The following is an 18753-nucleotide window of genomic DNA, read 5'->3' as shown; positions in this document are numbered from 1 at the left end:
GTCACAGATCGTCCGCCTTCATCTGGAAGATCGTGCGGTGCGGCTGATAGTCCGCCAGCTTGTCGACCAGCGCGCCGATTTCCTCGGCCTGCACCATGATGCCGGCATGCTGCGCGCGGATGAAACCGACGTCGATCATGTGGCGGTTGAAGGCGATCAGATGATCGTAGAAGCCGCCGACATTGAGGAGGCCCACCGGCTTGTCATGATAGCCGAGCTGCGCCCAGCTGATCGCCTCCCACAATTCGTCCATCGTGCCGACGCCGCCGGGCAGCGTGACGAACCCGTCGCTGAGGTCCGTGAACGCCTGCTTGCGCTCATGCATCCCGCCGACGACGCGCAGCTCCGTACAGCCGCGATGCGCGACTTCGCTGCCGACGAGCGCCTCGGGAATTACCCCGATCACCTCGCCCCCCGCTGCCAGCGCGGCATCGGCTACGGCGCCCATCAGGCCCAGCCTGCCGCCGCCATAAACCACGCGAATGCCCCGCTCGGCCAAAGTGCGACCAACGGTTTTCGCGGTTTCGATATAGACGGGATCGGCCGGGGTGGCGGAGCCGCAATAGACGGCGAGGGCTTTGAGAGTGCGTGACATGACAGCGCGTTAGCCGGTCTGCGATCAGACTGTCGAGGGGGGATGGGACGAGAGCAGTCTTTGCCTCAAAACCGTAAGTCCTGAGCCTGTCGAAGGACGTTTATCGATCTAGCTCCGCGCTTGAAGGCTAAGCGCCGTAGGCGCTGCGCGCCGTCTTCGACTCCGACAGGCTCAGGGCTACGGAAATTCAAAACCCGAACGAGCCTTACCGAACCCCCAGATCCTCCAGCATCAGCCCCGCCGTCGCCTTGGCGCTGCCGACCACGCCGGGGATGCCGGCGCCGGGATGGGTGCCGGCGCCCACGAAATAGAGATTGCCGATCACATCGTCGCGGTTGTGCGCGCGGAAGAAGGCGCTTTGCGTCAGGATCGGCTCCAGGCTGAACGCGCTGCCCATATGCGCGGAGAGATCGCGCGCGAAGTCCGGCGGGGCGTAGTGGAATTTGGTGACGATCCGGTCATGGATGTCGGGGATCAGCCGCCGCCCGACCTCGTCCAGCACGCGGCGCTCCAGCTTCGGGCCCGCCTCGTCCCAATCGATCGGCAGCTTGCCCATATGGGCGACCGGTACGAGCGCGTAGAAAGTGGAGCAGCCCTCCGGCGCCATCGACGGATCGGTGACGGTGGGGTGGTGGAGGTAGATCGAGAAATCGCGCGGCAGGACGCCGTGATCGTAAATGTCCTTCAGAAGGCCGTCATAGCGCGGGCCGAACAGGATCATATGGTGCGGAATGCCGGGCCAGCGGCCCTCGATCCCGAAATGCACGACGAAGAGGGAAGGCGAATATTTCTTCTTCGACAGGCGCTTGGCCATCTGCTTGCCGCGCGTCGTCTGGCCCAGCAGGTCCTTGTAGCTGTGCACGATATCGCCGTTGCTGGCGACGACATCGGCGTCCGCATGCCAGCCGCTCTCAGTCGTCACGCCCGTCGCGCGGTCGCCCAGCATGTCGATATGCGCGACGGGGTCACCCAGCCGCATGCGCCCGCCCAGCCGCTCGAAATGCGCGGCCATGCCGGCAACCAGCCGGTTGGTGCCGCCCTTGGCGAACCACACGCCGCCGTCTTTTTCCAGCTTGTGGATGAGGGCGTAGATGGCGCTCGTCGTCATCGGATTGCCGCCGACGAGGAGGGTGTGGAAGCTCAGCGCCTCGCGCAGCTTCTCGTTCTTCACGAATTTCGAGACGATCGAATAGACCGAGCGCCATGCCTGATATTTGGCGAGCGCGGGGGCGGCCTTGATCATGCTGGGGAAGTCCAGGAACGCCTTGTGGCCCAGCTTCAGATAGCCTTCCTCGAACACGCCCTCGCTATATTCCAGGAAGCGGGCATAGCCTTCGACGTCGTCCGGATTGAGCTTGCGGATTTCCTCGTTCAGCTTGGCTTCGTCATTGGTGTAGTCGAAATTGGTGCCGTCCACCCAGTTCAGGCGATAGAAGGGCGTGACGGGCTGGAGTTCGACGTCGCGGCTCATGTCCGCGCCGGTGAGCGACCAGAGTTCGCGCAGGCAATCGGGATCGGTGATTACGGTGGGGCCGGCATCGAACACGAAGCCGTCCTTTTCCCAATAATAGCCGCGGCCGCCGGGCTTGTCGCGCGCCTCGATCAGCGTCGTGGCAACGCCGGCGGACTGCAGGCGGATGGCCAGCGCCAGACCGCCGAAGCCCGCGCCGATGACGATGGCCCTGCGACCGGTGGCGGCGGGGCGGGGCGCATCGCCGAACAGATCGGGCTCGCGGCTGCCCGGGCCGGTGCCGAAGTCGGTGCCATGGTCGGTAACGGTCGCCATTATTTTCCCCAGATCGCGCGCAAGGCGTTGGATATGGGGATGGGGGGCTTACCGGACAATATGCGCAGCTTGTCCGCCGCCGTGGTGCGCCCGGCATAGAAGCGGGCGATGAGATCGGCATTGAGGGTATAGAAACGCTCGAACACCTTGTTCCGCTCGCCCGGCTTGGCACCGATGAACAGCAGTTTGCCGAGCATCCGGTAGAAGGCGGCATCGCGCCAATGGGCGCGCGCCAGCTTGTAGGTGAAGCGGTGCAGCGCATCGCCCGAAAGATCGTCCTGTTCGGCAATCGCCATGGCGGTGCGCACTGCATCGGGCAGCGAATAGCTCGTCATCGGGTGGAACAGCCCGGCGCGGCTGCCGGCCTTGGCGGTGCGCTCTCCGCCCGACTTCCAATAGGCGTCCAGATCGCCGCCATGCACCACGGGAAGCACGCCCGATTCCTCGCGCAAGGTGCGCATCACCTGCCACCCTTGCACATCGGCATAGGCGCCGATGCGCTGCGACAGCGTGCGCCGATCCAGATCGGGCTTGTCGCTATAATAGGTGTCCTCAACGAAGACCTTGGTCGGCGTGAAGGGCAGGCAGTAGACGAAGCGATAGCCGTCCTTTTGCTCCACCGTGGCGTCCATGATGACTGGCTTACTGAGGCCATGCGGCTCCTCCAGCTCCAGCAGCTGGCCGACGAATTTCTGCCATCCGCAATCGAGTGCGGCGGTATCGGCAGGCCCGCGGCAATCGATCACGCCGCCTGCGCGGATGCGGCCATGGCCCTTCAGCGCCACCGCGGTGGGGGTCACGGAGGCGACGGTCACGCCGGTCACGCGCATGCGTTCGGGCAGTTGCTCGCGGATCACCTCGTCCAGCCGCTCGCTCTCGATCGAATAATAGATGCCGTCGAGCTGGCGGCTATGGCCGGGGAAGCGCACCTCGTTCCCGCTCCAGCCATGGGTGACGAGCGGCGCGGTAAGCCAGCGATGTTCGGGCGCGACGTCGCTGGAGAAATAGCTCCACAGATGATTGCCGCCGAAATAATCGCCGCTTTCGATGAGCAGGATTTCCAGTTCCGGCCGCAGCCGCCGCAGCGCGAGCGCGATCAGTCCCCCGGCCAGGCCGCCGCCGACAATAGCGAGATCGCAGGTGCGTTTTTCGAGCATGCGCCGGGCCTAGACGAGCGCGCGGCACTTGGGAATCCTGCCACGGTAAATTCAGTGCCTTATCCACCAGAAATGGGGCAGGGTTTGCCCTTCTACCATTATCGACGCGTTCATCCCGGCCCGCTATAGCACCGAGCGATGACCGCGCTTCTGATCTCCCTGGCCGCCTCGACGCTGGCGATGACGCTGATCGTGGCGGTGCGCTATTGGGCGACGAGCGGGGCGTTCGCCTGGGTGACCAGCCGCGTTCGGCCCGGCCTGTATGACAAGCTGCGCCCCCAGATCGGGCGAGAGATTCGCTGGTCGCTCTATAGCGCGGTGATCTACGGCGTACCCGCCGGGGTGGTGATGTGGGGCTGGCAGGAGCGCGGCTGGACCGCGATCTATGCCGACGTCACGGCCTATCCCTTATGGTATCTGCCGGTCTCGCTGTTCATCTATCTGTTCGCGCACGACACCTGGTTCTACTGGACCCACCGCTGGATGCATCGGCCCAAATGGTTCAAGATCGCCCATGCCGTGCACCATGACAGCCGCCCGCCCACCGCCTGGGCGGCGATGAGCTTTCACCCCATCGAAGCGCTGACGGGCGCGGTCGTGATCCCGGTGCTGGTCTTCCTGGTGCCGATCCATGTGGCGGTGCTGGGCACGGTGCTCGCCATCATGACGCTGATGGGGGTCACCAACCATATGGGGTGGGAGATGTTTCCGCGCTGGTGGACCGAAGGGCCGCTCGGTCGCTGGACCATCACGGCAAGCCATCACCAGCGCCATCATGAGCGCTATAACTGCAATTACGGGCTCTATTTCCGCTTCTGGGACCGCGTTTGCGGCACGGACAAGGGACTGGGCGCCTTCGAGGAGAAACGGATATGATCGCGCGTTTCGCGATGTCCGCCGCGTTGCTGGCCGCTGCCACCGCCGCGGCCCCTGCCCCCACAGGCAAGCTTGATCTGTCCTTTACCAACCTGCGATCCGCCAAGGGCAATCTTCTGGTCTGCATCACCGCGGACCCGCGCTACTTCCCCGATTGCACGGACGATCCGGACAAGCGTTTTCTGACGGTTCCCGCAGCAAGGCCGGTGCTGCAGCTTAGCGGCCTTCCCGCCAAGCGCTTTGCGGTGACCGTCCACCATGATGAAAACGCGAACGACAAGCTGGATACCTTTGTCGGCGTGCCGAAGGAGGGGATCGGATTTTCGCGCAACCCGCGGATCAGCTTTGGCCCGCCGAAGTTCGACAAGGTGGCCCTGCCGATTGCGCCGGGCACCAACCGGGAAGCGGTGAAACTGCAATATTTTCTGTGACGGCGCGCCGGAGGGCGCATCAAGTTCGTTTGACGATTGTAGCAACGGCGCGGTACCCGTTGCCCAAAAGCCCCACTTTTGTGGCAATTCGGTAGCGCTGCTTATCGGTAGCGCAACTTTTGCGCGGATAGACTATTGAGCGCTCCAGAACATAAGCCGGGATCTCGACACATGCGCCTATCCATTATCGCCGCCGGCCTTTCGGCCGCTCTTATCGCCGTGCCTGCTCTCGCACAGCAAGCGCCCGCGAACATCCCGCCGTTGAAGGATACGGTCTATGCCGGGGACTGGGTGACGATCGGCGGTGGCGTCGGTGTTAGCCCCAGCTATGAAGGCTCGGACGATTATGTTTTCTTCCCCGTGCCTGGCGCCGCGGGCAGCGTGGGCGGCGTGAATTTCCAGCCCAAGGGCACCGGTATCGGTGCGGACATCATCAATGATCCCGATGATGCCAAGGTGGGTTTCGTATTCGGCCCCGTCGCGCGCGTCCGGCTGGATCGCACGCGGCAGATCAAGGACGATGTGGTCAAGCGTCTCGGCAAGCTCGATACGGCGGTGGAGCTGGGCGCGCAGGCGGGCATCCAATATTCCGGCATCATCACGCCCTATGACACGCTCTCGGCCACGGTCGACGTCGTTTGGGACGTCGCCGGGGCGCACAAGGGCCGCGTGATCACCCCATCTGTCAGCTTCCTCACCCCCGTCAGCCGCGGCGCTGCCGTCGTGCTTTCGGTAAGCGCGGATCATGTCGACGATAATTTCGCCGAATATTATTATTCGATCAGCCCCTCGGGTTCACTGGCGAGCGGCCTACCGACCTATAATGCCAAGGGCGGCTTCCAGAGCGTGGGGGCCAACCTGCTGGGCACCTATGATCTGGACGGAGACCTGACGAACGGCGGCTTCGCGATCTTCGGTTTGGCCGGCTATTCCCGGATCCTCGGCAACTTCGCCGACAGCCCGATCGTCGCCGACCGTGGCAGCGCCGACCAGTTCATCGGCGGCATCGGCATCGGTTATACGTTCTGAGCTTGAACATTATCGCAGCGCGGATGGCCTGAACACCTCCGCGGGTGCGATCTAAAGTTCGGTTCGCACGCGGTAGCCGAGCGATTAATCGCCTTTGTCAGATTCGTCACCGCCGAGTTCCCGCTGCATCTTTGCTGCCATCTCGTTGCGTTGCCGTCGGCCGGAGACCGCCGCACGCGAGGAATACAGCGCTTTCAGCATGGAAAGGTCGTAGGCCGATAGCTGCTTCTGGGCAGTGCGCTCGGCGGCAAGATCGGCCAGCAAAGTTCGGATCGTCTGACGACCGGTGGTTTCGGTCGCCTCTTCGCGGATATCGGCGAGGGTTCGTATCGTGATGAAATCCGCCAGTTGCCCCAATGTCGCTCCATCGACCGCGGTCGAGTCTATTATGACGAAAGCTACCGCGAAATTCTTGGTGGTTCTCGCCGACAATCGGGGGCTTGCGGCCTGCGGCTTGAAGCTATCTTCGCTCAGAACCAACTGCCAAGCCCAGCTCGGTCCGCTGGTTTGGATAAGGCGATCAAGGTCCGGCTTGCTGTAGGATCGGAACAAACCCGGAAGCTCGCTGCGCAAGTCCTTGATCGTTTCGACCGGTTTTGCGCTGAAAATTGCGACTGCGTTGGCGCGGCACGGCTCTTTTCTGGTATTTAGACCGACGCGGCGGATATTCTTGCGGATCCGGTCGGTAATCACGGCCGCATATTCTTTGGGCAGACCAAGAACGGCCGGACAAATGTGATTTTTGAAACGGGCAAGCTGCCTTTCATCACTGTCCGCCAGCGTTTCCTCTAGAAACGTCCGCAATGACGAGCGCGTTTCACCCTGAACCAGGATGTCGCTTTCCTTCTCCTTATCGAATCCGCTTTGAGCAGCTTCCCCGTCATTCGTCTGCTGCGCCATCCCTCCTGTAGCACAGCCCATCAAAAGCAATGCGGCCATGCCGCGCAGGAGCGTTTGTCGCGATTTCATCGGTGGCCTCCCCGCCATGTTGCGCATCTGCCGGTCAGAAGCTTCGATGACCCGTATATGGTCGACAACAGCCGTCCTGACGAACGTTCGCGTTGGTCAGACTATTGCGTATCCTAATGTTGTTGTCACCCCATGTCTTGAAGGCCTGAAGTTCGGTAGGACAGCACATCATTGCTTTTAGGTTACGCAATGGGTGCTAATTGCTTAAACTTCCGGCGAAGTTTTCAAACAGCAACTTCGCCATCGGGATTAGCGATCTTTCCCAGTAGCAACCCTGCGCGAGTGCTGGCACTTTCCGCTGTTTCAGGCCGTGCGTTTCTAGCTCCAAAGCGCGCCTGTTTACGCAGGAGCGCTTTGCGCAGCCCTAGACTCGACCTCTCGCACGCCCTAATGTCACGCTTCATCCCCGGGGAGCCGCGCTTGGAATAGGCGGTTGAGAGCGGAATAGGCCGCGACCCGTCGAACCTGATCCCGGTAATACGGGCGGAGGGAGGGAGCGGTGTCCGGCCAAGACAGGCCTTTTCCGCCCCGCCTTCCGATCGAAGAAGGAGGCGCATGGCACCGTCGGAACCGCTCAGTGCATGGATCGCGATCCTGATCGGCCTGTTCGTGCTCGCCGCGGGTGCCGGAGAGCTGCGCCAGGCGGGCGGCTGGGAGCGGATGCTCGACGAGATCGAGGGCAGCCGCGCGCTGCAATATATCGCCGCCGCCATGTGCTTCGTCATCGGTTCACTCATCTACCTTGCCAATCCGCTCTCCGGCGACTGGCTGAATTTCCTCCTCGGTATCATTGGCGGCCTGCAGATGGTGGAAGGGCTGGTGCTCCTCGCCATGCCGGACCGTTTCCTGCCCTTCGCCTGGCGCTTCCTGGAAAAGGGCGGCCGCGCGCTGCCCGGCGCCGCCATTGCGATCGGCCTCCTCTTCTTTCTCCTCGGCGCGGTGCGCCTCTAGTTTTCCCTCCGAAAGGTTTCATCCCATGGCAGATATCCCCGCAAAGACAGAGATCGGCGTCACCACCGGCCCGATCCGCGGTTCGAAGAAAATCCACGTCGCCGCCAAGTCCGGCAGCGGCGTGCGTGTCGCGATGCGCGAGATCCAGCTGGAGGGCGGCGAGGCGCCGGTACGTGTGTACGACACCAGCGGCCCCTATACCGATCCCGATGCCGCGATCGACATTCATGGCGGCTTGCCGCAGCTGCGCCGCAGCTGGATCGAGGCGCGGGGCGATGTCGAATCCTATGACGCGCGCGAGGTGAAGCCGGAGGATAACGGCCAGCTCGGCCCCGATCGCTCCGGCGGCGTGCCGCGTTTCCCCAAGGTGGTGAAGCGCCCCTTGCGCGCCAAGGCGGGGCAGAATGTCAGCCAGATGCACTATGCGCGCCGCGGCATCATCACTCCGGAAATGGAATATGTCGCCGAGCGCGAGAATCTGGGGCGTGAGCGCCTGAAGGAGTATAAGCGCGACGGCGAGAGCTTCGGCGCCTCCATCCCCGATTATGTGACGCCCGAATTCGTGCGCGATGAGGTGGCGCGAGGCCGCGCGATCATCCCGTCCAACATCAACCACCCGGAAAGCGAGCCGATGGCGATCGGCCGCAATTTCCTGGTGAAGATCAACGCCAATATCGGCAATTCCGCCGTGGCCAGCGACGTGGCGAACGAAGTCGACAAGATGGTCTGGTCGATCCGCTGGGGAGCGGACACGGTGATGGACCTTTCCACGGGCCGCAACATCCATGACACGCGCGAATGGATCATCCGCAACAGCCCCGTGCCGATCGGCACCGTGCCGATCTACCAGGCGCTGGAAAAGGTCGGCGGCGTGGCCGAGGATCTCAACTGGGAAGTGTTCCGCGACACGCTGATCGAGCAGGCGGAGCAGGGCGTCGATTATTTCACCATCCATGCCGGCGTGCGCCTGCCTTATGTGCCGATGGCCGCCAAGCGCGTCACCGGCATCGTATCGCGTGGCGGATCGATCATGGCGAAATGGTGCCTCGCCCATCATCAGGAGAGCTTCCTGTATGAGCGGTTCGACGAGATCACCGAGATCATGAAGGCCTATGACATCGCCTATTCGCTGGGCGACGGCCTGCGCCCCGGCTCCATCGCCGACGCAAACGACGAGGCGCAGTTCGCCGAGCTCTACACGCTGGGCGAACTCACCAAGCGCGCCTGGGAGCAGGATGTGCAGGTGATGATCGAGGGGCCGGGCCATGTGCCCATGCACAAGATCAAGGAAAATATGGAAAAGCAGCTGGAGGCGTGCGGCGAGGCGCCGTTCTACACGCTCGGGCCGCTCACCACCGATATCGCGCCGGGATATGACCATATCACCAGCGGCATCGGCGCCGCGCAGATCGGCTGGTATGGCACGGCGATGCTCTGCTACGTCACGCCCAAGGAGCATCTCGGCCTGCCGGACCGAGACGATGTGAAGGTGGGCGTCGTCACCTACAAGCTGGCGGCCCACGCCGCCGATCTTGCCAAGGGCCACCCCGCCGCGCAGGTGCGCGACGACGCGCTGTCGAAGGCGCGGTTCGAGTTCCGCTGGCGCGACCAGTTCAACCTCTCGCTGGACCCGGACACCGCCGAGCAGTTCCACGATCAGACGCTGCCCGCCGAAGGCGCCAAGACGGCGCATTTCTGCTCCATGTGCGGGCCGAAATTCTGCTCGATGAAGATCAGCCAGGAAGTGCGCGAATTCGCCGCCCGCCAGAATAGCGACAGCTATCTGGCGAGCGAGGATCTGAAGGGCGAAAACAGCCCCGAAGAGCGCGAGGAAAACCGCGAAGGCATGGAGCGCATGAGCGCCAAGTTCCGCGAAAAGGGCGATCGCTTGTATCTGCCCGAAGACGAGGTGGAAGCGGCGGAGGATTGATCGCGCGCGATGGTCTCACGCGAAGACGCAAAGGCGCGAAGAGTGGGGGCTATTTCAAGATACCCCCTCCATTTCACGTCACCCCGGACTTGATCCGGGGTCCAGCTTCCTTCCCTGAGGGAAAACAGCTGGGCCCCGGCCCGGGGTCCGGGGTGACGATGATGGAAAAACAAAGGGGGCGGTGCCAACCGGCGCCGCCCCCTTTCTACGTCTTCACATCCGTGCGCGCGGGCCCGAAACTCTTACCCCGCCGGTTCGGATCGTTCCGCGGTGCCGTGGCGGTGGAGCAGGGTGTCGAGGATCGCGGGGCGTTTGCCGGTTTCCCAGGCGCGTTCGTGGAAGAAGAATACCACCGCGTTCACCAGCGGCTCGACCAGCGCGATCCCGCCGGCCAGCGCGAAGGAGCCGGTAAAGGCATAGGCCACGCTGAACCCCACGATCAGGTGGAGCGCGAGGAAGCTGAACGTCTTGGAGAGATTGCGCTGCATGGCCGCCGTCATAGCTCCGCGTGAGCATCGGCGGAAACGATCAAACATGCTTTTACTGATTGACCGGGGCGATCAACAGCCCCGATCAAGCACGTCGCGTCAGGCGCAGCCATCGTCCTTCATCGGATCATGGCCCCAATTTTTGAGGCTGTACGCCCAGTCCGATCCCTCCGGATCGTCCGGCACCTGCGCGCAGTGGCGGTTGATATAGCCCACCACCTTGTCCATCCATTCCCACTGATCGTCCGTCAGATCGTCCTTGTTGGTGCGCTTGATATCGACGATCTTGCGGCCGGACTTGTGCCCGGTCGATTCCCCGCCATCGCTATCGCCGACCGACTTCGACTCGTCCGTATCGAGCCAGTCCTCCAGCTCCTTCGGCGCCATGTTCACCTTGTCGTTGAAGGTCTTGAATAGCTCGTCGCGGTCCTGATCGTCGGCCATGGGGTCTCCTTTGTAGTAGAAGATAAAGGCATGGGAGTTTGGGCGGTTCCGGTGGAGAAACCTGTAACTTAGCCAGTCCGAAAATCATCGTTGTCAGAATTTTTCGCTCGGCTCGTTAGATCGCAACGAGAGTTTGGTAAACGCAATTACGCCTCTCGGAGCATCCAAAAAAGTTTTGCTCAATTATGCAAGGCACATTTGCTTTGTCGTAGCCATTGTGCTTTTCATGAGCAAAGTCCGGGGGAGGAAAGACTTATGGAAACTATCCGAGCTAGCGAAAAGGCAATCAAGGACGTCTTTTGCGATGATTATGTTTTTGAAATTCCACCTTATCAGAGGCCTTATAGCTGGGGAAAGGAACAAGTCGACGAGCTCGTCGATGATTTGCTGTGGGCCGCTGGTGACAGCAAGCCAACCGGTAGGGCACCCTATTTTTTGGGAAGCATAGTTCTTATCAAAGATCCTAACTATACTGAAGCTCATGTTGTCGATGGCCAGCAGCGACTAACGACCCTAACCATATTGATAAGTGTTTTGAAAGAGATCGCACCTAAAGACTCGAAAGCTGATGTGGATATTTTTCTTAAGCAAAGAGGTAATGAAAACCTAGGTACTAAAGACATCCCACGTCTAACAGTGCGCCCTCGCGATGCCGAATTTTTCGGAGTGTATCCCCTTGCCATACGTAAAACGGTCTGCTATATAATGGGGTATGACGAAGCCTCTCACCACCGCCGCCTTCTTTCGCATGTTCCCCGATGATGAAACGTGCCTCCAGCATCTGTTCGATGTTCGCTTTGGTGACGGCTTCGAGTGCCCCAAGTGCGAGCGCGCTTCGAAGTGGTTCCGTATCAAAGCCGAGCGCGCCTATTCCTGCCAGTGGTGCGGGCACCACCTGCACCCCACGGTAGGCACCCCGTTCGAAAAGACGCGCACCCCGCTGCAGCTTTGGTTCTATGCGATCCACCTGTTCACCACCACGCGCCACGGCGTTTCGGGCAAGGAATTGGAGCGCCAGCTAGGCGTCACCTACAAGACGGCTTGGCGCATGGCGAAGCTGATCCGCGAGCACATGGCGGACGTAGATGGTGAAGCTCCGATCGGCGGTCCCGGCACCAATGTCGAAATCGACGAAACCCTCATGGGCGGCGTGAAGAAAGGCACTCACAACCGTGGCAGCGTCGCTAAGACGGTTCTGGTGGGCGCGCTGGAGCGCGGCGGCGACCTTATCACCGCCGTGGTGCCTAACCAGCGCCGTGCAACGCTGGAGCCCTTCGTAACGACGAATGTGCGGATCGGTGGCAACGTGCATACCGACGAGCTGCGCAGCTATGCGAACCTCGGCACGGTCGGCTATCGCCATGCCCGCGTGAACCACGGTGCGCAGGAATATGCCTATTACGATTATCGCCTTGGCGACACGGTATCGGTGAATGCTATCGAGAATTTCTGGCGGCATCTGAAATGCTCGATCAACGGGACGCATACCAGCGTCAGCCCGAAATACGTTGGCCTCTACGCCAAGGAGTTCGAGTATCGCTTTAATCGTCGCAATCGTCCGGAGACGATGCTTCCGGAGCTTCTTTCGACCTTCCGGCCATTGAACGGATAGTCTGCTCTAGGGCGTCCGGATCGCCAGTTTCGCCTTCATGATCAGCGATAAATTGAGCGAGGTTTCCGGTCGCCAAGGCTTGCTTTAGGGTAGTCATCATGCGATTCTATCACAATGTCGCCAGTCCGCGAAACCGATATGAATGAGCCCCGACCGCCAAAAATGACTTCTGGCGATGCGCTCATTTTGGGCTGCGCCGTAGTGGGGATTCTCATGGGTCTAAGTCTTCTTAGCTACCAAGCGGCGGTCGGAGTGGGGGTCCTAGCCCTGCTGTTTGTCGTGTGGAAGCTACTCACCACCAAGCCCTAGACTTCCTTGGTGGCGAGCCACTCGCGGTTCTACGACGCGCAGAACTCTACGCTTTTTGATTTTCCAAATGCCTTCAGTTTTCACCCGATCAATCGCTATTGTCATGACCATGGTCTGTCCTACGGCTAATGGTATCCCAGTGCTTTCATGGTTTAGTGCATAAATGAAGCCATCATCTTCTATGTCAGCACTCCATTTTTCGTCACCCTCTCTAAACCGCCAAAGGGGTTTTGTGTCGCCCGGCTCTAGGTTAGCCCTAACGATAGTGGCGTGAACGTTTGACCGGATTTCCACATCCTTTAGCGGCGGCGGTTCGTGCGCTTTCGGAAGCTCGGAGTAAGCCGGAAATTCGGCCCGATCTATCCGACAGATTGGGCCGCTGATTTTCGGGCGCAAGCCCACGCCCAATCCGCGTATGGTCTCGTCTTTCTCAGCTTCACCTATCACGTTTCGCCGCCGGTTTTCGGCATCGGTCGTGTGAAGTGCTTTGACTACCCGCTCCGCAATATCCTTCTTGTCATCGTCGGTTAGTTCTACCTTGTGTTCGTGGCCGAGCATTTCCCAAAACTTATCTCCAGCGTCTGACTGCAGATGCAAAGCGGGACCGGCTGCGAAAAAGGCTAAAACACCGTAGGCGATCGCGGCCAGCGCTTTTCGATCACCCTCCTTCGCAGCTTTTAGAAAATTGCTGAGCCAAAGGCTGCCGTCTTGGGTTTGAACCAGCTCAACCTGGACCTCGACACCTGGCGCAATGACCGAGGCTAAGTCCCTTATGAGCTCAACCCATTCAACCGCGGTTTTTGCGACAACCTCTAAGTCCGCATATTCGTTCTTAGGTATGTCAAAATACAAACTTATTGGCGCAGTGCTCATGGCTTCCCCCGGTTGGAAAGAAGCTATGCCGCGCCGGTCAGGGAGTCAAAGGCCTACGCGGCCCTACGTATGCTAAGGGGATACACCCCAATTTTTCCGAAAGGTTATTCAGGGCGGAGCAGAGCCGGATGCTCATGACGATGATGATACCGATGCGCGGAAGCGGATGGTGAGTAACCGCAACATCTTGCGTCAAACGTTGTCAAGTTTAGATAATAACGTTAGAGCGGGGCTGCTTCCATTTATAGCTCAGCGTTGTTATTTGGTTGTTGTAGAGGCTTCAGATCAAGCATCTGCTTACCGTATATTTTCGGTAATGAACGACCGCGGGTTGGACCTGTCAGCTACAGACATCCTTAAGGCGGATGTAGTTGGTGCGATAGAATCCGAAGAAGAACAAGCGCGATACAATGACGTATGGGAGTCCTTGGAAGATGGATTGGGTCGCGAGGCATTCGGCGATCTTTTTGCGCATTTGCGAATGATACATCGCAGGCAAAAAATGCGTGGTACTCTCGAAAAGGAATTTAAAAACTACGTTCAACCCGTTGAACGCCCAATTGAATTTATCGGACAAGAGCTGAAATCTAGCGCAGAGGCGTTTAAAAAAATCCTGGAGCCCGATTCTTCCAAAAATAGCAAAAGATATCGCCTCCTTAAGGGGTTGCATCAAATTGACAATCAAGATTGGCAGCCCGCCCTTATCAAGTTTATGGTTGATAGGTTTGGTCAAGAAGACGAAATAGACAAGTTTTTAGAGCGTCTTGATAGGCTTGCCTATTTCCTTTTTATAACGAGAGCAAACATCAATCAGCGATTGCAGCGGTATGGGTTGCTGATTGAAGAAATCGCCGAGGAGGCTTCAGTAGAAGACATAACCGCTTTAAATTTGTCGGAATTTGAAGTGGAGTCCTTATTCGATTGGCTCGACGATGACATATACCTAAATCAACGCACTAGACGAGCTATATTGCTTAGACTTGATGAGATGCTTTCGGACGGAACGGCTCATTACGACCATCGAATTTTGACAATCGAACATGTATTACCACAAAACCCAGGCGCAAACAGCGACTGGATAAGAAAGTTTCCTAGTAAATCGTACCGAGATCATTGGGTTCACACGCTCGCAAATCTTGTTTTGCTTTCAAAGTACAAAAACCCAGCTGCAAGCAATTATGACTTCGAAAAGAAAAAAGGAGCGTATTTTTCAAACGATGGCGATTCCGCTTTTGTCCTTACCAACCAGGTTCGAGAACTTGATGATTGGACACCTGAGATCCTAGAGGAAAGGCGCGAGCGGTTGCTAAGAAAAATCTCGGAAAAGTGGAGTTTAGACTTCCCGGACGAGTGGTATTAAAGACTGCCGACTTGAACTTCCCACGGCCCCATCCTGACCGGCCGCCCCCCGCATCGCGTACACCGGAAGCGATCATGGGCGCGTTCCAGGGTGGGGGACCAGCCTTTTTTGCGGAAAATCTGCCAGACGGCTCGGCTGCTGAGGACGTTGCGGTGACCGCAGGCGCAGGTCAGCTCGATATCGAAGCGGTGCCGGACGAAATCGGACATGGTTCTGATGCGCTTGCCACCCATGCGGCTCGTCATGAACGAAGCGGGAACATGTAGGAAAGCGGTTTTGTCGGCTTCGGCGGTTGATGCGTTGGGGCGAGCGTGGCGCGTTTTTTGTCTCACGCAAAGACGCCAAGATGCGAAGAATCTGAACCTTCTTCGTCACCCCGGAGTTGATCCGGGGTCCAGCTAATTACGCCAGCCCAAGGGTAGCTGGGCCCCGGCTCTGGGGCCGGGGCGACGGAAGTGCAGGACAGCCCAGTTAAAGCCGGGGCAACAACATCGATAAGCCCGATCAACGCGCAAGGCCGCCCCGAAACCCAACGTCTTCGCGCCTTCGCGTCTTTGCGTGAGTCCTTCTCAAACCCTTCCTTCACAACCCAAGGACCATGTAGGGAAAGTCCAACAGCGCCAATAACTTACCCCTGTCCTACAGGCGTCCAAATCAGTTATGACTGGTCATGACGCACCAATCCAACAGCTCCGCCTTTCCGCCGCGTGATCGCGCGGAAACCCATTCGCTCACCGACGGGCTCGATCCCGTGCCGGTTCGCCCGCGCCATGACGGGTGGACGCGGGCGCGGCAGATGGGGTTCATCGATGCGCTGGCCGCGTGCGGCTGCGTGGCGGAGGCGGCGGGGCGCGTGGGGATCAGCGCGCGATCGGCCTATCGCCTGCGCGCCCGGCCCGAGGCGGCGAGCTTTCGCGCGGCCTGGGACGCGGCGCTCGATCATGCGGTGGAGCGCATTGCCGATGCCGCCTTCGGCCGCGCGATGAACGGCGTGGAGCGGCCGATCTTCTTTCAGGGGCAGCAGGTGGGCAGCTGGCGCCAATATGACGAGCGGCTGGCGATGTTCATTCTGACGCGGCGCGCGCCCGAACGCTTCGGCTGCTGGATCGACCGGCGCGAGGTGCGGCGCGAGCGCGGCGATACCGGCGCGGCGCTGGCCGAGGCGCTGGCGCGGGTAAGCGAGGATGCGGAGGCCATAGCAGCGGCGGATGCGCGCGCGGCGGACGCGGTGCCGCAGCCGGTGGAGCCGCACGATCCGCTGCCCGGCCCGGCCTACTACACCGAGCGGCAGGCCGATGCCCGCGCCGAGGAGCACGAGCATATTCCGACGGCGGAAGAGACCGACGCGCTGATCATGGAAAAGCTGGATGCGTTGAAGCGGGGCCAGACACTGGCGGCGGCGCGCATTGCCGAGGGGCGCACCGGTCCGGAATGGGGGGATGCGTATGCGGACCTTCGCGACTTTCCGGACGACGAGGATTGGGGGGAGGAGGACGATTTCGCCGACGATCCGCCCGAATAAATGCGCGCGCGGCGGCGAAAGGCGCGCCGCGCGGCTCCTCCGGCACTATCGAATCGATCGACGGACCCGATTTCAGGGGCCGGCGGGGAAGCCGCGTGCGGTGGTTGTAGTTGAGGCCGCGCGTGGTCAGGCGGCGTCGGATTCCGGTTCGTCCGCGCTGGACCAGTCGGCAAGCGGGTACAGCTCCTCATTCTCATGCGCGATCCGCGCGGCGAGGGTGGCGAAGATCGCGGCGCTCTCTTCTGCAAAGGCGTGCGGCTGCGCGGCAATGGCACCTGGAACGATCCAGCGGGCCGAGAAGGCGTGGAAGGTGGGGGCGAGGCCGCCCATTTCGTCGAAGAACGCCTTGGCGGTGCCCGCCGTCGTAGGGTCCGGCGAGGCCATGAGGCGGGGGTAGAGCAGCCGATCTTCCTGCGCGAAATGCTGAAATGCTGGCGCAAGACGGCATCGAGCTGCGCGAAATCGGCCTCGATGGCCTGCGCGGCGGCGGCATCTTCGGTCTCCAGCAGATGCTGGGTGGCGCTCATGATCTTCGTGGCCAACGCGACCGCTTCGTCATGTTGGCGGCGGAACCTGTGGGTAAGCGGCATGGCTGCACTCCTGACGATAGATCGTCGGAGATAGCGCAGAGAAATTAACCGATTGTTTGTACGGGAAAATACGCAGTCAGCGCCGGGCGATGCGCACCAGCTCCCGGTCCAGCGCCTGGAGGAAGTTCGATCTGTCCGCCTTGGTGAAGGGGGGCGGGCCGCCGCCGATACCATCCGCCCCCGCGCGCAGATCCGCCATGATCGCCCGCGTCGCAATCGCCGGGCCGATCGACGCGGCGGTGAAGGGCTTTCCGGTGGGGGCAAGCACGGCCGCGCCCGCCTTCAGCGCCCGGTCCGCCAGCAGAATGTCGGATGTGACGACGATGCTGTGCGGGCCGGCCGCCTCGGCGATCCAGTCGTCCGCGGCATCGAAGGCGTTGGACACCGTGACGCGCTCGATCAGCGGGTGGTCGGGAACGCGCAGGAAGCTGTTGGAGACGATTTTGACGGGCACCTCATGGCGCCAGGCGACGCGGTAGATCTCGTCCTTCACCGGGCAGGCATCGGCATCGACCAGGATGGTGACGCTCATGCCGCCCGGCCCTTGCGGAAGGGCCAGTCGATTACTCCGCTCACCCAGAGGGCGAGCCAGACCAGCACCGGCTGCAGCAGCATGCGCGGCCCATGATAGGCCCAGCCGAGTTTCGGATCGGGCGAGGACATGTCGAGGATCATATGGTTGATATTGGCCGGAAACACGCAGACCGCATAGAGCGCCAGCCCAATGCCCGCGGCCCGGCGCAGCGGGCGGGAGAAGGGCTGCAGAAGCCCCACCGCGCCCAAAAGCTCGGCCACGCCGGTCAGCGCGATCACCAGCTCCGGTGCGGGCACCCAGCCCGGTGTGATGCCAACGAACGGCGCGGGCGAGGCCAGATGCAGCACGCCCGCCGCCAGATAGGCGAGCGCCAGCAGCCAACGCCAGACGGCGCGCGCGCGGCTTTCGGCCTGTGCAGGAGGCGTGCGGCTCATAAGGGAAGGGAGATCATGATCGTCATGGGCGGTGTCATGCGGCCGTCGGTTTCGCTCGACAAGGGCGAAGATGCGATCTTAAGCAACCGCGATGACGCAATCCTCGCCTCAGCCGATGGTCCGGATCCGATGGCTCCTGATCGGCATCGCGCTGCTGATCGCCGGGTTCGCGATCCTGGCGGCGGTCGGCAGCTGGATCGATGGCGGAGCGCAGTTCGCGTTCGACCGGGCGGTGCTGCTGATGATGCGCGAGCCGGGGATGCCGGGCGTGCCGGAGGGGCCGGCGTTTTTGAAGCAGGCGATGCTCGATATTACTGCGCTGGGCGGGGGCACGGTGTTGACACTGGTGGTGGTGCTCAGCGCTGGATTCCTGTTGATTCAGCGTCATGTGCTGACGGCGCTTCTGGTGGTGGCGGGCGGCGCGGGCGGGCCGCTGGCGGTCGCCATCCTGAAGCCAGTGTTTGGGCGGCAGCGGCCGGAAGTGATCGATCATCTGATCGACATCGGCTCGGCCAGCTTTCCCAGCGGCCATTCTGCCAACAGCGCCGCGGTCTATCTCACCTTGGCGCTCGTGCTGGTGCAGATCGTGCGGGCGCGGCGCGAGCAGGTGTTCATCCTGGGCGCGGCCATTTTGCTGGTGCTGGCCATCGGGTCGAGCCGCATCTATCTGGGCGTGCATTGGCCCAGCGACGTGCTGGCAGGTTGGACCTTCGGTGCACTCTGGGCGCTGGGCTGGTGGGCGATCGGCCACTGGCTGCGCGATCGTTTCGCTTCCTCACGCACAATCGCGGTAACGCCCGATCGGTCCGCCTGAACGGTCGGCAGACCGCCAGCGCCCTTGATTTTCGGGCCAAAGCTGGCA

At 61.1% G+C, this 18753-nt stretch carries 22 protein-coding genes and 1 riboswitch; of the genes, 12 read left to right on the top strand and 10 right to left on the bottom strand.

The genetic code is table 11. The annotated features are described in order from the left end of the window. Window position 1 precedes the first annotated feature (1 nt). The 3 genes from H7X45_RS10285 to crtY all read right to left on the bottom strand — a co-directional run bounded on the left by H7X45_RS10285 (window position 2) and on the right by crtY (window position 3538). Window positions 2-595 carry an LOG family protein gene (locus H7X45_RS10285; RefSeq protein WP_187334792.1) on the bottom strand — a complete coding sequence of 198 codons (594 nt, stop codon included), beginning with the start codon at window positions 593-595 and terminating at the stop codon, window positions 2-4. Window positions 596-800: 205 nt separating this feature from the next. Further along, window positions 801-2381, bottom strand: a complete 1581-nt coding sequence (locus H7X45_RS10280) for a phytoene desaturase (protein ID WP_187334791.1) — start codon at window positions 2379-2381, stop codon at window positions 801-803. Next, window positions 2381-3538 (bottom strand): lycopene beta-cyclase CrtY, encoded by a 1158-nt coding sequence (gene crtY, locus H7X45_RS10275; protein ID WP_187334790.1) that lies wholly within the window; start codon window positions 3536-3538, stop codon window positions 2381-2383. The genes H7X45_RS10280 and crtY overlap by 1 nt, the downstream gene beginning before the upstream one ends. Before the next feature lie 138 nt (window positions 3539-3676). Here crtY and H7X45_RS10270 point away from each other — a divergent pair, with 138 nt between their 5' ends. The 3 genes from H7X45_RS10270 to H7X45_RS10260 all read left to right on the top strand — a co-directional run bounded on the left by H7X45_RS10270 (window position 3677) and on the right by H7X45_RS10260 (window position 5874). Beyond that, entirely contained in the window at window positions 3677-4414 is a 738-nt protein-coding gene (locus tag H7X45_RS10270; RefSeq protein ID WP_187334789.1) for a sterol desaturase family protein, read from the top strand. Further along, window positions 4411-4845, top strand: a complete 435-nt coding sequence (locus H7X45_RS10265) for a DUF2141 domain-containing protein (protein ID WP_246449433.1) — start codon at window positions 4411-4413, stop codon at window positions 4843-4845. The genes H7X45_RS10270 and H7X45_RS10265 overlap by 4 nt, the downstream gene beginning before the upstream one ends. A 171-nt stretch (window positions 4846-5016) precedes the next feature. Continuing rightward, entirely contained in the window at window positions 5017-5874 is an 858-nt protein-coding gene (locus H7X45_RS10260; protein ID WP_187334788.1) for a MipA/OmpV family protein, read from the top strand. Between the two features lie 84 nt (window positions 5875-5958). On the opposite strand, the gene H7X45_RS10255 is transcribed toward H7X45_RS10260, so the two are convergent. Beyond that, the gene (locus tag H7X45_RS10255) at window positions 5959-6843 is read right to left on the bottom strand and encodes a hypothetical protein (protein ID WP_187334787.1); all 885 of its coding nucleotides are present in this window, start codon (window positions 6841-6843) and stop codon (window positions 5959-5961) included. A 397-nt stretch (window positions 6844-7240) separates the two neighbouring features. Then, window positions 7241-7352: riboswitch (TPP riboswitch) on the top strand. Window positions 7353-7398: 46 nt separating this feature from the next. On the opposite strand from H7X45_RS10255, the gene H7X45_RS10250 reads away from it, so the two are divergent. Then, window positions 7399-7794: a hypothetical protein gene (locus tag H7X45_RS10250; RefSeq protein WP_187334786.1), complete on the top strand. Its 396-nt coding sequence runs from the start codon at window positions 7399-7401 to the stop codon at window positions 7792-7794. A 25-nt stretch (window positions 7795-7819) separates the two neighbouring features. After that, the gene (gene thiC / locus H7X45_RS10245) at window positions 7820-9724 is read left to right on the top strand and encodes a phosphomethylpyrimidine synthase ThiC (protein WP_187334785.1); all 1905 of its coding nucleotides are present in this window, start codon (window positions 7820-7822) and stop codon (window positions 9722-9724) included. 242 nt (window positions 9725-9966) lie between these two features. Here the strand turns inward: thiC and H7X45_RS10240 are convergent, their stop codons facing one another. Both H7X45_RS10240 and H7X45_RS10235 read right to left on the bottom strand, forming a co-directional pair. Beyond that, window positions 9967-10212, bottom strand: coding sequence for a DUF2061 domain-containing protein (locus H7X45_RS10240; protein ID WP_187337103.1), 246 nt, complete (start codon window positions 10210-10212; stop codon window positions 9967-9969). Between the two features lie 99 nt (window positions 10213-10311). Continuing rightward, window positions 10312-10656, bottom strand: a complete 345-nt coding sequence (locus H7X45_RS10235) for a DUF3140 domain-containing protein (RefSeq protein ID WP_187334784.1) — start codon at window positions 10654-10656, stop codon at window positions 10312-10314. Window positions 10657-10911: 255 nt separating this feature from the next. Between H7X45_RS10235 and H7X45_RS10230 the strand changes: the two genes are divergently transcribed. Together H7X45_RS10230 and H7X45_RS10225 are read left to right on the top strand one after the other, a co-directional pair. Further along, on the top strand, window positions 10912-11418 hold the full coding sequence (locus tag H7X45_RS10230; RefSeq protein ID WP_187334783.1) for a DUF262 domain-containing protein: 507 nt from the start codon (window positions 10912-10914) through the stop codon (window positions 11416-11418). Beyond that, window positions 11369-12268, top strand: a complete 900-nt coding sequence (locus H7X45_RS10225; RefSeq protein ID WP_187334782.1) for an IS1595 family transposase — start codon at window positions 11369-11371, stop codon at window positions 12266-12268. The genes H7X45_RS10230 and H7X45_RS10225 overlap by 50 nt, the downstream gene beginning before the upstream one ends. Window positions 12269-12556: 288 nt before the next feature. Here the strand turns inward: H7X45_RS10225 and H7X45_RS10220 are convergent, their stop codons facing one another. After that, window positions 12557-13450, bottom strand: coding sequence for a hypothetical protein (locus H7X45_RS10220; RefSeq protein WP_187334781.1), 894 nt, complete (start codon window positions 13448-13450; stop codon window positions 12557-12559). 106 nt (window positions 13451-13556) lie between these two features. On the opposite strand from H7X45_RS10220, the gene H7X45_RS10215 reads away from it, so the two are divergent. From H7X45_RS10215 to H7X45_RS10205, 3 genes are all read left to right on the top strand, one after another. Continuing rightward, window positions 13557-14810, top strand: a complete 1254-nt coding sequence (locus H7X45_RS10215; RefSeq protein ID WP_425498192.1) for a DUF262 domain-containing protein — start codon at window positions 13557-13559, stop codon at window positions 14808-14810. Between the two features lie 74 nt (window positions 14811-14884). Continuing rightward, window positions 14885-15076 carry a hypothetical protein gene (locus tag H7X45_RS10210; RefSeq protein WP_187334779.1) on the top strand — a complete coding sequence of 64 codons (192 nt, stop codon included), beginning with the start codon at window positions 14885-14887 and terminating at the stop codon, window positions 15074-15076. A gap of 404 nt (window positions 15077-15480) precedes the next feature. Next, window positions 15481-16332 (top strand): hypothetical protein, encoded by an 852-nt coding sequence (locus H7X45_RS10205; protein WP_187334778.1) that lies wholly within the window; start codon window positions 15481-15483, stop codon window positions 16330-16332. 126 nt (window positions 16333-16458) lie between these two features. On the opposite strand, the gene H7X45_RS10200 is transcribed toward H7X45_RS10205, so the two are convergent. Then, a complete protein-coding gene (locus tag H7X45_RS10200; protein WP_343061052.1) occupies window positions 16459-16716 on the bottom strand; it encodes a hypothetical protein in 258 nt (85 codons plus the stop codon). Between the two features lie 44 nt (window positions 16717-16760). Between H7X45_RS10200 and H7X45_RS10195 the strand changes: the two genes are divergently transcribed. Continuing rightward, on the top strand, window positions 16761-16970 hold the full coding sequence (locus H7X45_RS10195) for a hypothetical protein (RefSeq protein ID WP_187334777.1): 210 nt from the start codon (window positions 16761-16763) through the stop codon (window positions 16968-16970). 28 nt (window positions 16971-16998) lie between these two features. On the opposite strand, the gene H7X45_RS10190 is transcribed toward H7X45_RS10195, so the two are convergent. Next, window positions 16999-17454: a YaiI/YqxD family protein gene (locus H7X45_RS10190; RefSeq protein ID WP_187334776.1), complete on the bottom strand. Its 456-nt coding sequence runs from the start codon at window positions 17452-17454 to the stop codon at window positions 16999-17001. After that, window positions 17451-17891, bottom strand: a complete 441-nt coding sequence (locus H7X45_RS10185; RefSeq protein WP_187334775.1) for a DoxX family protein — start codon at window positions 17889-17891, stop codon at window positions 17451-17453. The genes H7X45_RS10190 and H7X45_RS10185 overlap by 4 nt, the downstream gene beginning before the upstream one ends. A gap of 91 nt (window positions 17892-17982) precedes the next feature. On the opposite strand from H7X45_RS10185, the gene H7X45_RS10180 reads away from it, so the two are divergent. Beyond that, entirely contained in the window at window positions 17983-18705 is a 723-nt protein-coding gene (locus H7X45_RS10180) for a phosphatase PAP2 family protein (protein ID WP_214645484.1), read from the top strand. The last annotated feature ends 48 nt before the right edge of the window (window positions 18706-18753 follow it).

The sequence above is a fragment of the Novosphingopyxis iocasae genome, from assembly GCF_014334095.1.
Classification (GTDB): Bacteria; Pseudomonadota; Alphaproteobacteria; order Sphingomonadales; family Sphingomonadaceae; genus Novosphingopyxis; species Novosphingopyxis iocasae.
Note: the sequence above shows the minus strand (reverse complement) of the source record. Positions and strands in the feature narration are given on the sequence as shown.

Coding starts and splice junctions, on each gene's coding strand:
- H7X45_RS10185 (WP_187334775.1), bottom strand. CDS start 17,891: ATGAGCCGCACGCCTCCTGCACAGGCCGAAAGCCGCGCGCGCGCCGTC.
- H7X45_RS10265 (WP_246449433.1), top strand. CDS start 4,411: ATGATCGCGCGTTTCGCGATGTCCGCCGCGTTGCTGGCCGCTGCCACC.
- H7X45_RS10270 (WP_187334789.1), top strand. CDS start 3,677: ATGACCGCGCTTCTGATCTCCCTGGCCGCCTCGACGCTGGCGATGACG.
- H7X45_RS10240 (WP_187337103.1), bottom strand. CDS start 10,212: ATGCAGCGCAATCTCTCCAAGACGTTCAGCTTCCTCGCGCTCCACCTG.
- H7X45_RS10235 (WP_187334784.1), bottom strand. CDS start 10,656: ATGGCCGACGATCAGGACCGCGACGAGCTATTCAAGACCTTCAACGAC.
- H7X45_RS10250 (WP_187334786.1), top strand. CDS start 7,399: ATGGCACCGTCGGAACCGCTCAGTGCATGGATCGCGATCCTGATCGGC.
- crtY (WP_187334790.1), bottom strand. CDS start 3,538: ATGCTCGAAAAACGCACCTGCGATCTCGCTATTGTCGGCGGCGGCCTG.
- thiC (WP_187334785.1), top strand. CDS start 7,820: ATGGCAGATATCCCCGCAAAGACAGAGATCGGCGTCACCACCGGCCCG.
- H7X45_RS10180 (WP_214645484.1), top strand. CDS start 17,983: ATGACGCAATCCTCGCCTCAGCCGATGGTCCGGATCCGATGGCTCCTG.
- H7X45_RS10195 (WP_187334777.1), top strand. CDS start 16,761: ATGCTGGCGCAAGACGGCATCGAGCTGCGCGAAATCGGCCTCGATGGC.
- H7X45_RS10260 (WP_187334788.1), top strand. CDS start 5,017: ATGCGCCTATCCATTATCGCCGCCGGCCTTTCGGCCGCTCTTATCGCC.
- H7X45_RS10280 (WP_187334791.1), bottom strand. CDS start 2,381: ATGGCGACCGTTACCGACCATGGCACCGACTTCGGCACCGGCCCGGGC.
- H7X45_RS10285 (WP_187334792.1), bottom strand. CDS start 595: ATGTCACGCACTCTCAAAGCCCTCGCCGTCTATTGCGGCTCCGCCACC.
- H7X45_RS10190 (WP_187334776.1), bottom strand. CDS start 17,454: ATGAGCGTCACCATCCTGGTCGATGCCGATGCCTGCCCGGTGAAGGAC.
- H7X45_RS10210 (WP_187334779.1), top strand. CDS start 14,885: ATGGGCGCGTTCCAGGGTGGGGGACCAGCCTTTTTTGCGGAAAATCTG.
- H7X45_RS10225 (WP_187334782.1), top strand. CDS start 11,369: ATGACGAAGCCTCTCACCACCGCCGCCTTCTTTCGCATGTTCCCCGAT.
- H7X45_RS10255 (WP_187334787.1), bottom strand. CDS start 6,843: ATGAAATCGCGACAAACGCTCCTGCGCGGCATGGCCGCATTGCTTTTG.
- H7X45_RS10230 (WP_187334783.1), top strand. CDS start 10,912: ATGGAAACTATCCGAGCTAGCGAAAAGGCAATCAAGGACGTCTTTTGC.
- H7X45_RS10205 (WP_187334778.1), top strand. CDS start 15,481: ATGACGCACCAATCCAACAGCTCCGCCTTTCCGCCGCGTGATCGCGCG.
- H7X45_RS10220 (WP_187334781.1), bottom strand. CDS start 13,450: ATGAGCACTGCGCCAATAAGTTTGTATTTTGACATACCTAAGAACGAA.
- H7X45_RS10200 (WP_343061052.1), bottom strand. CDS start 16,716: ATGGCCTCGCCGGACCCTACGACGGCGGGCACCGCCAAGGCGTTCTTC.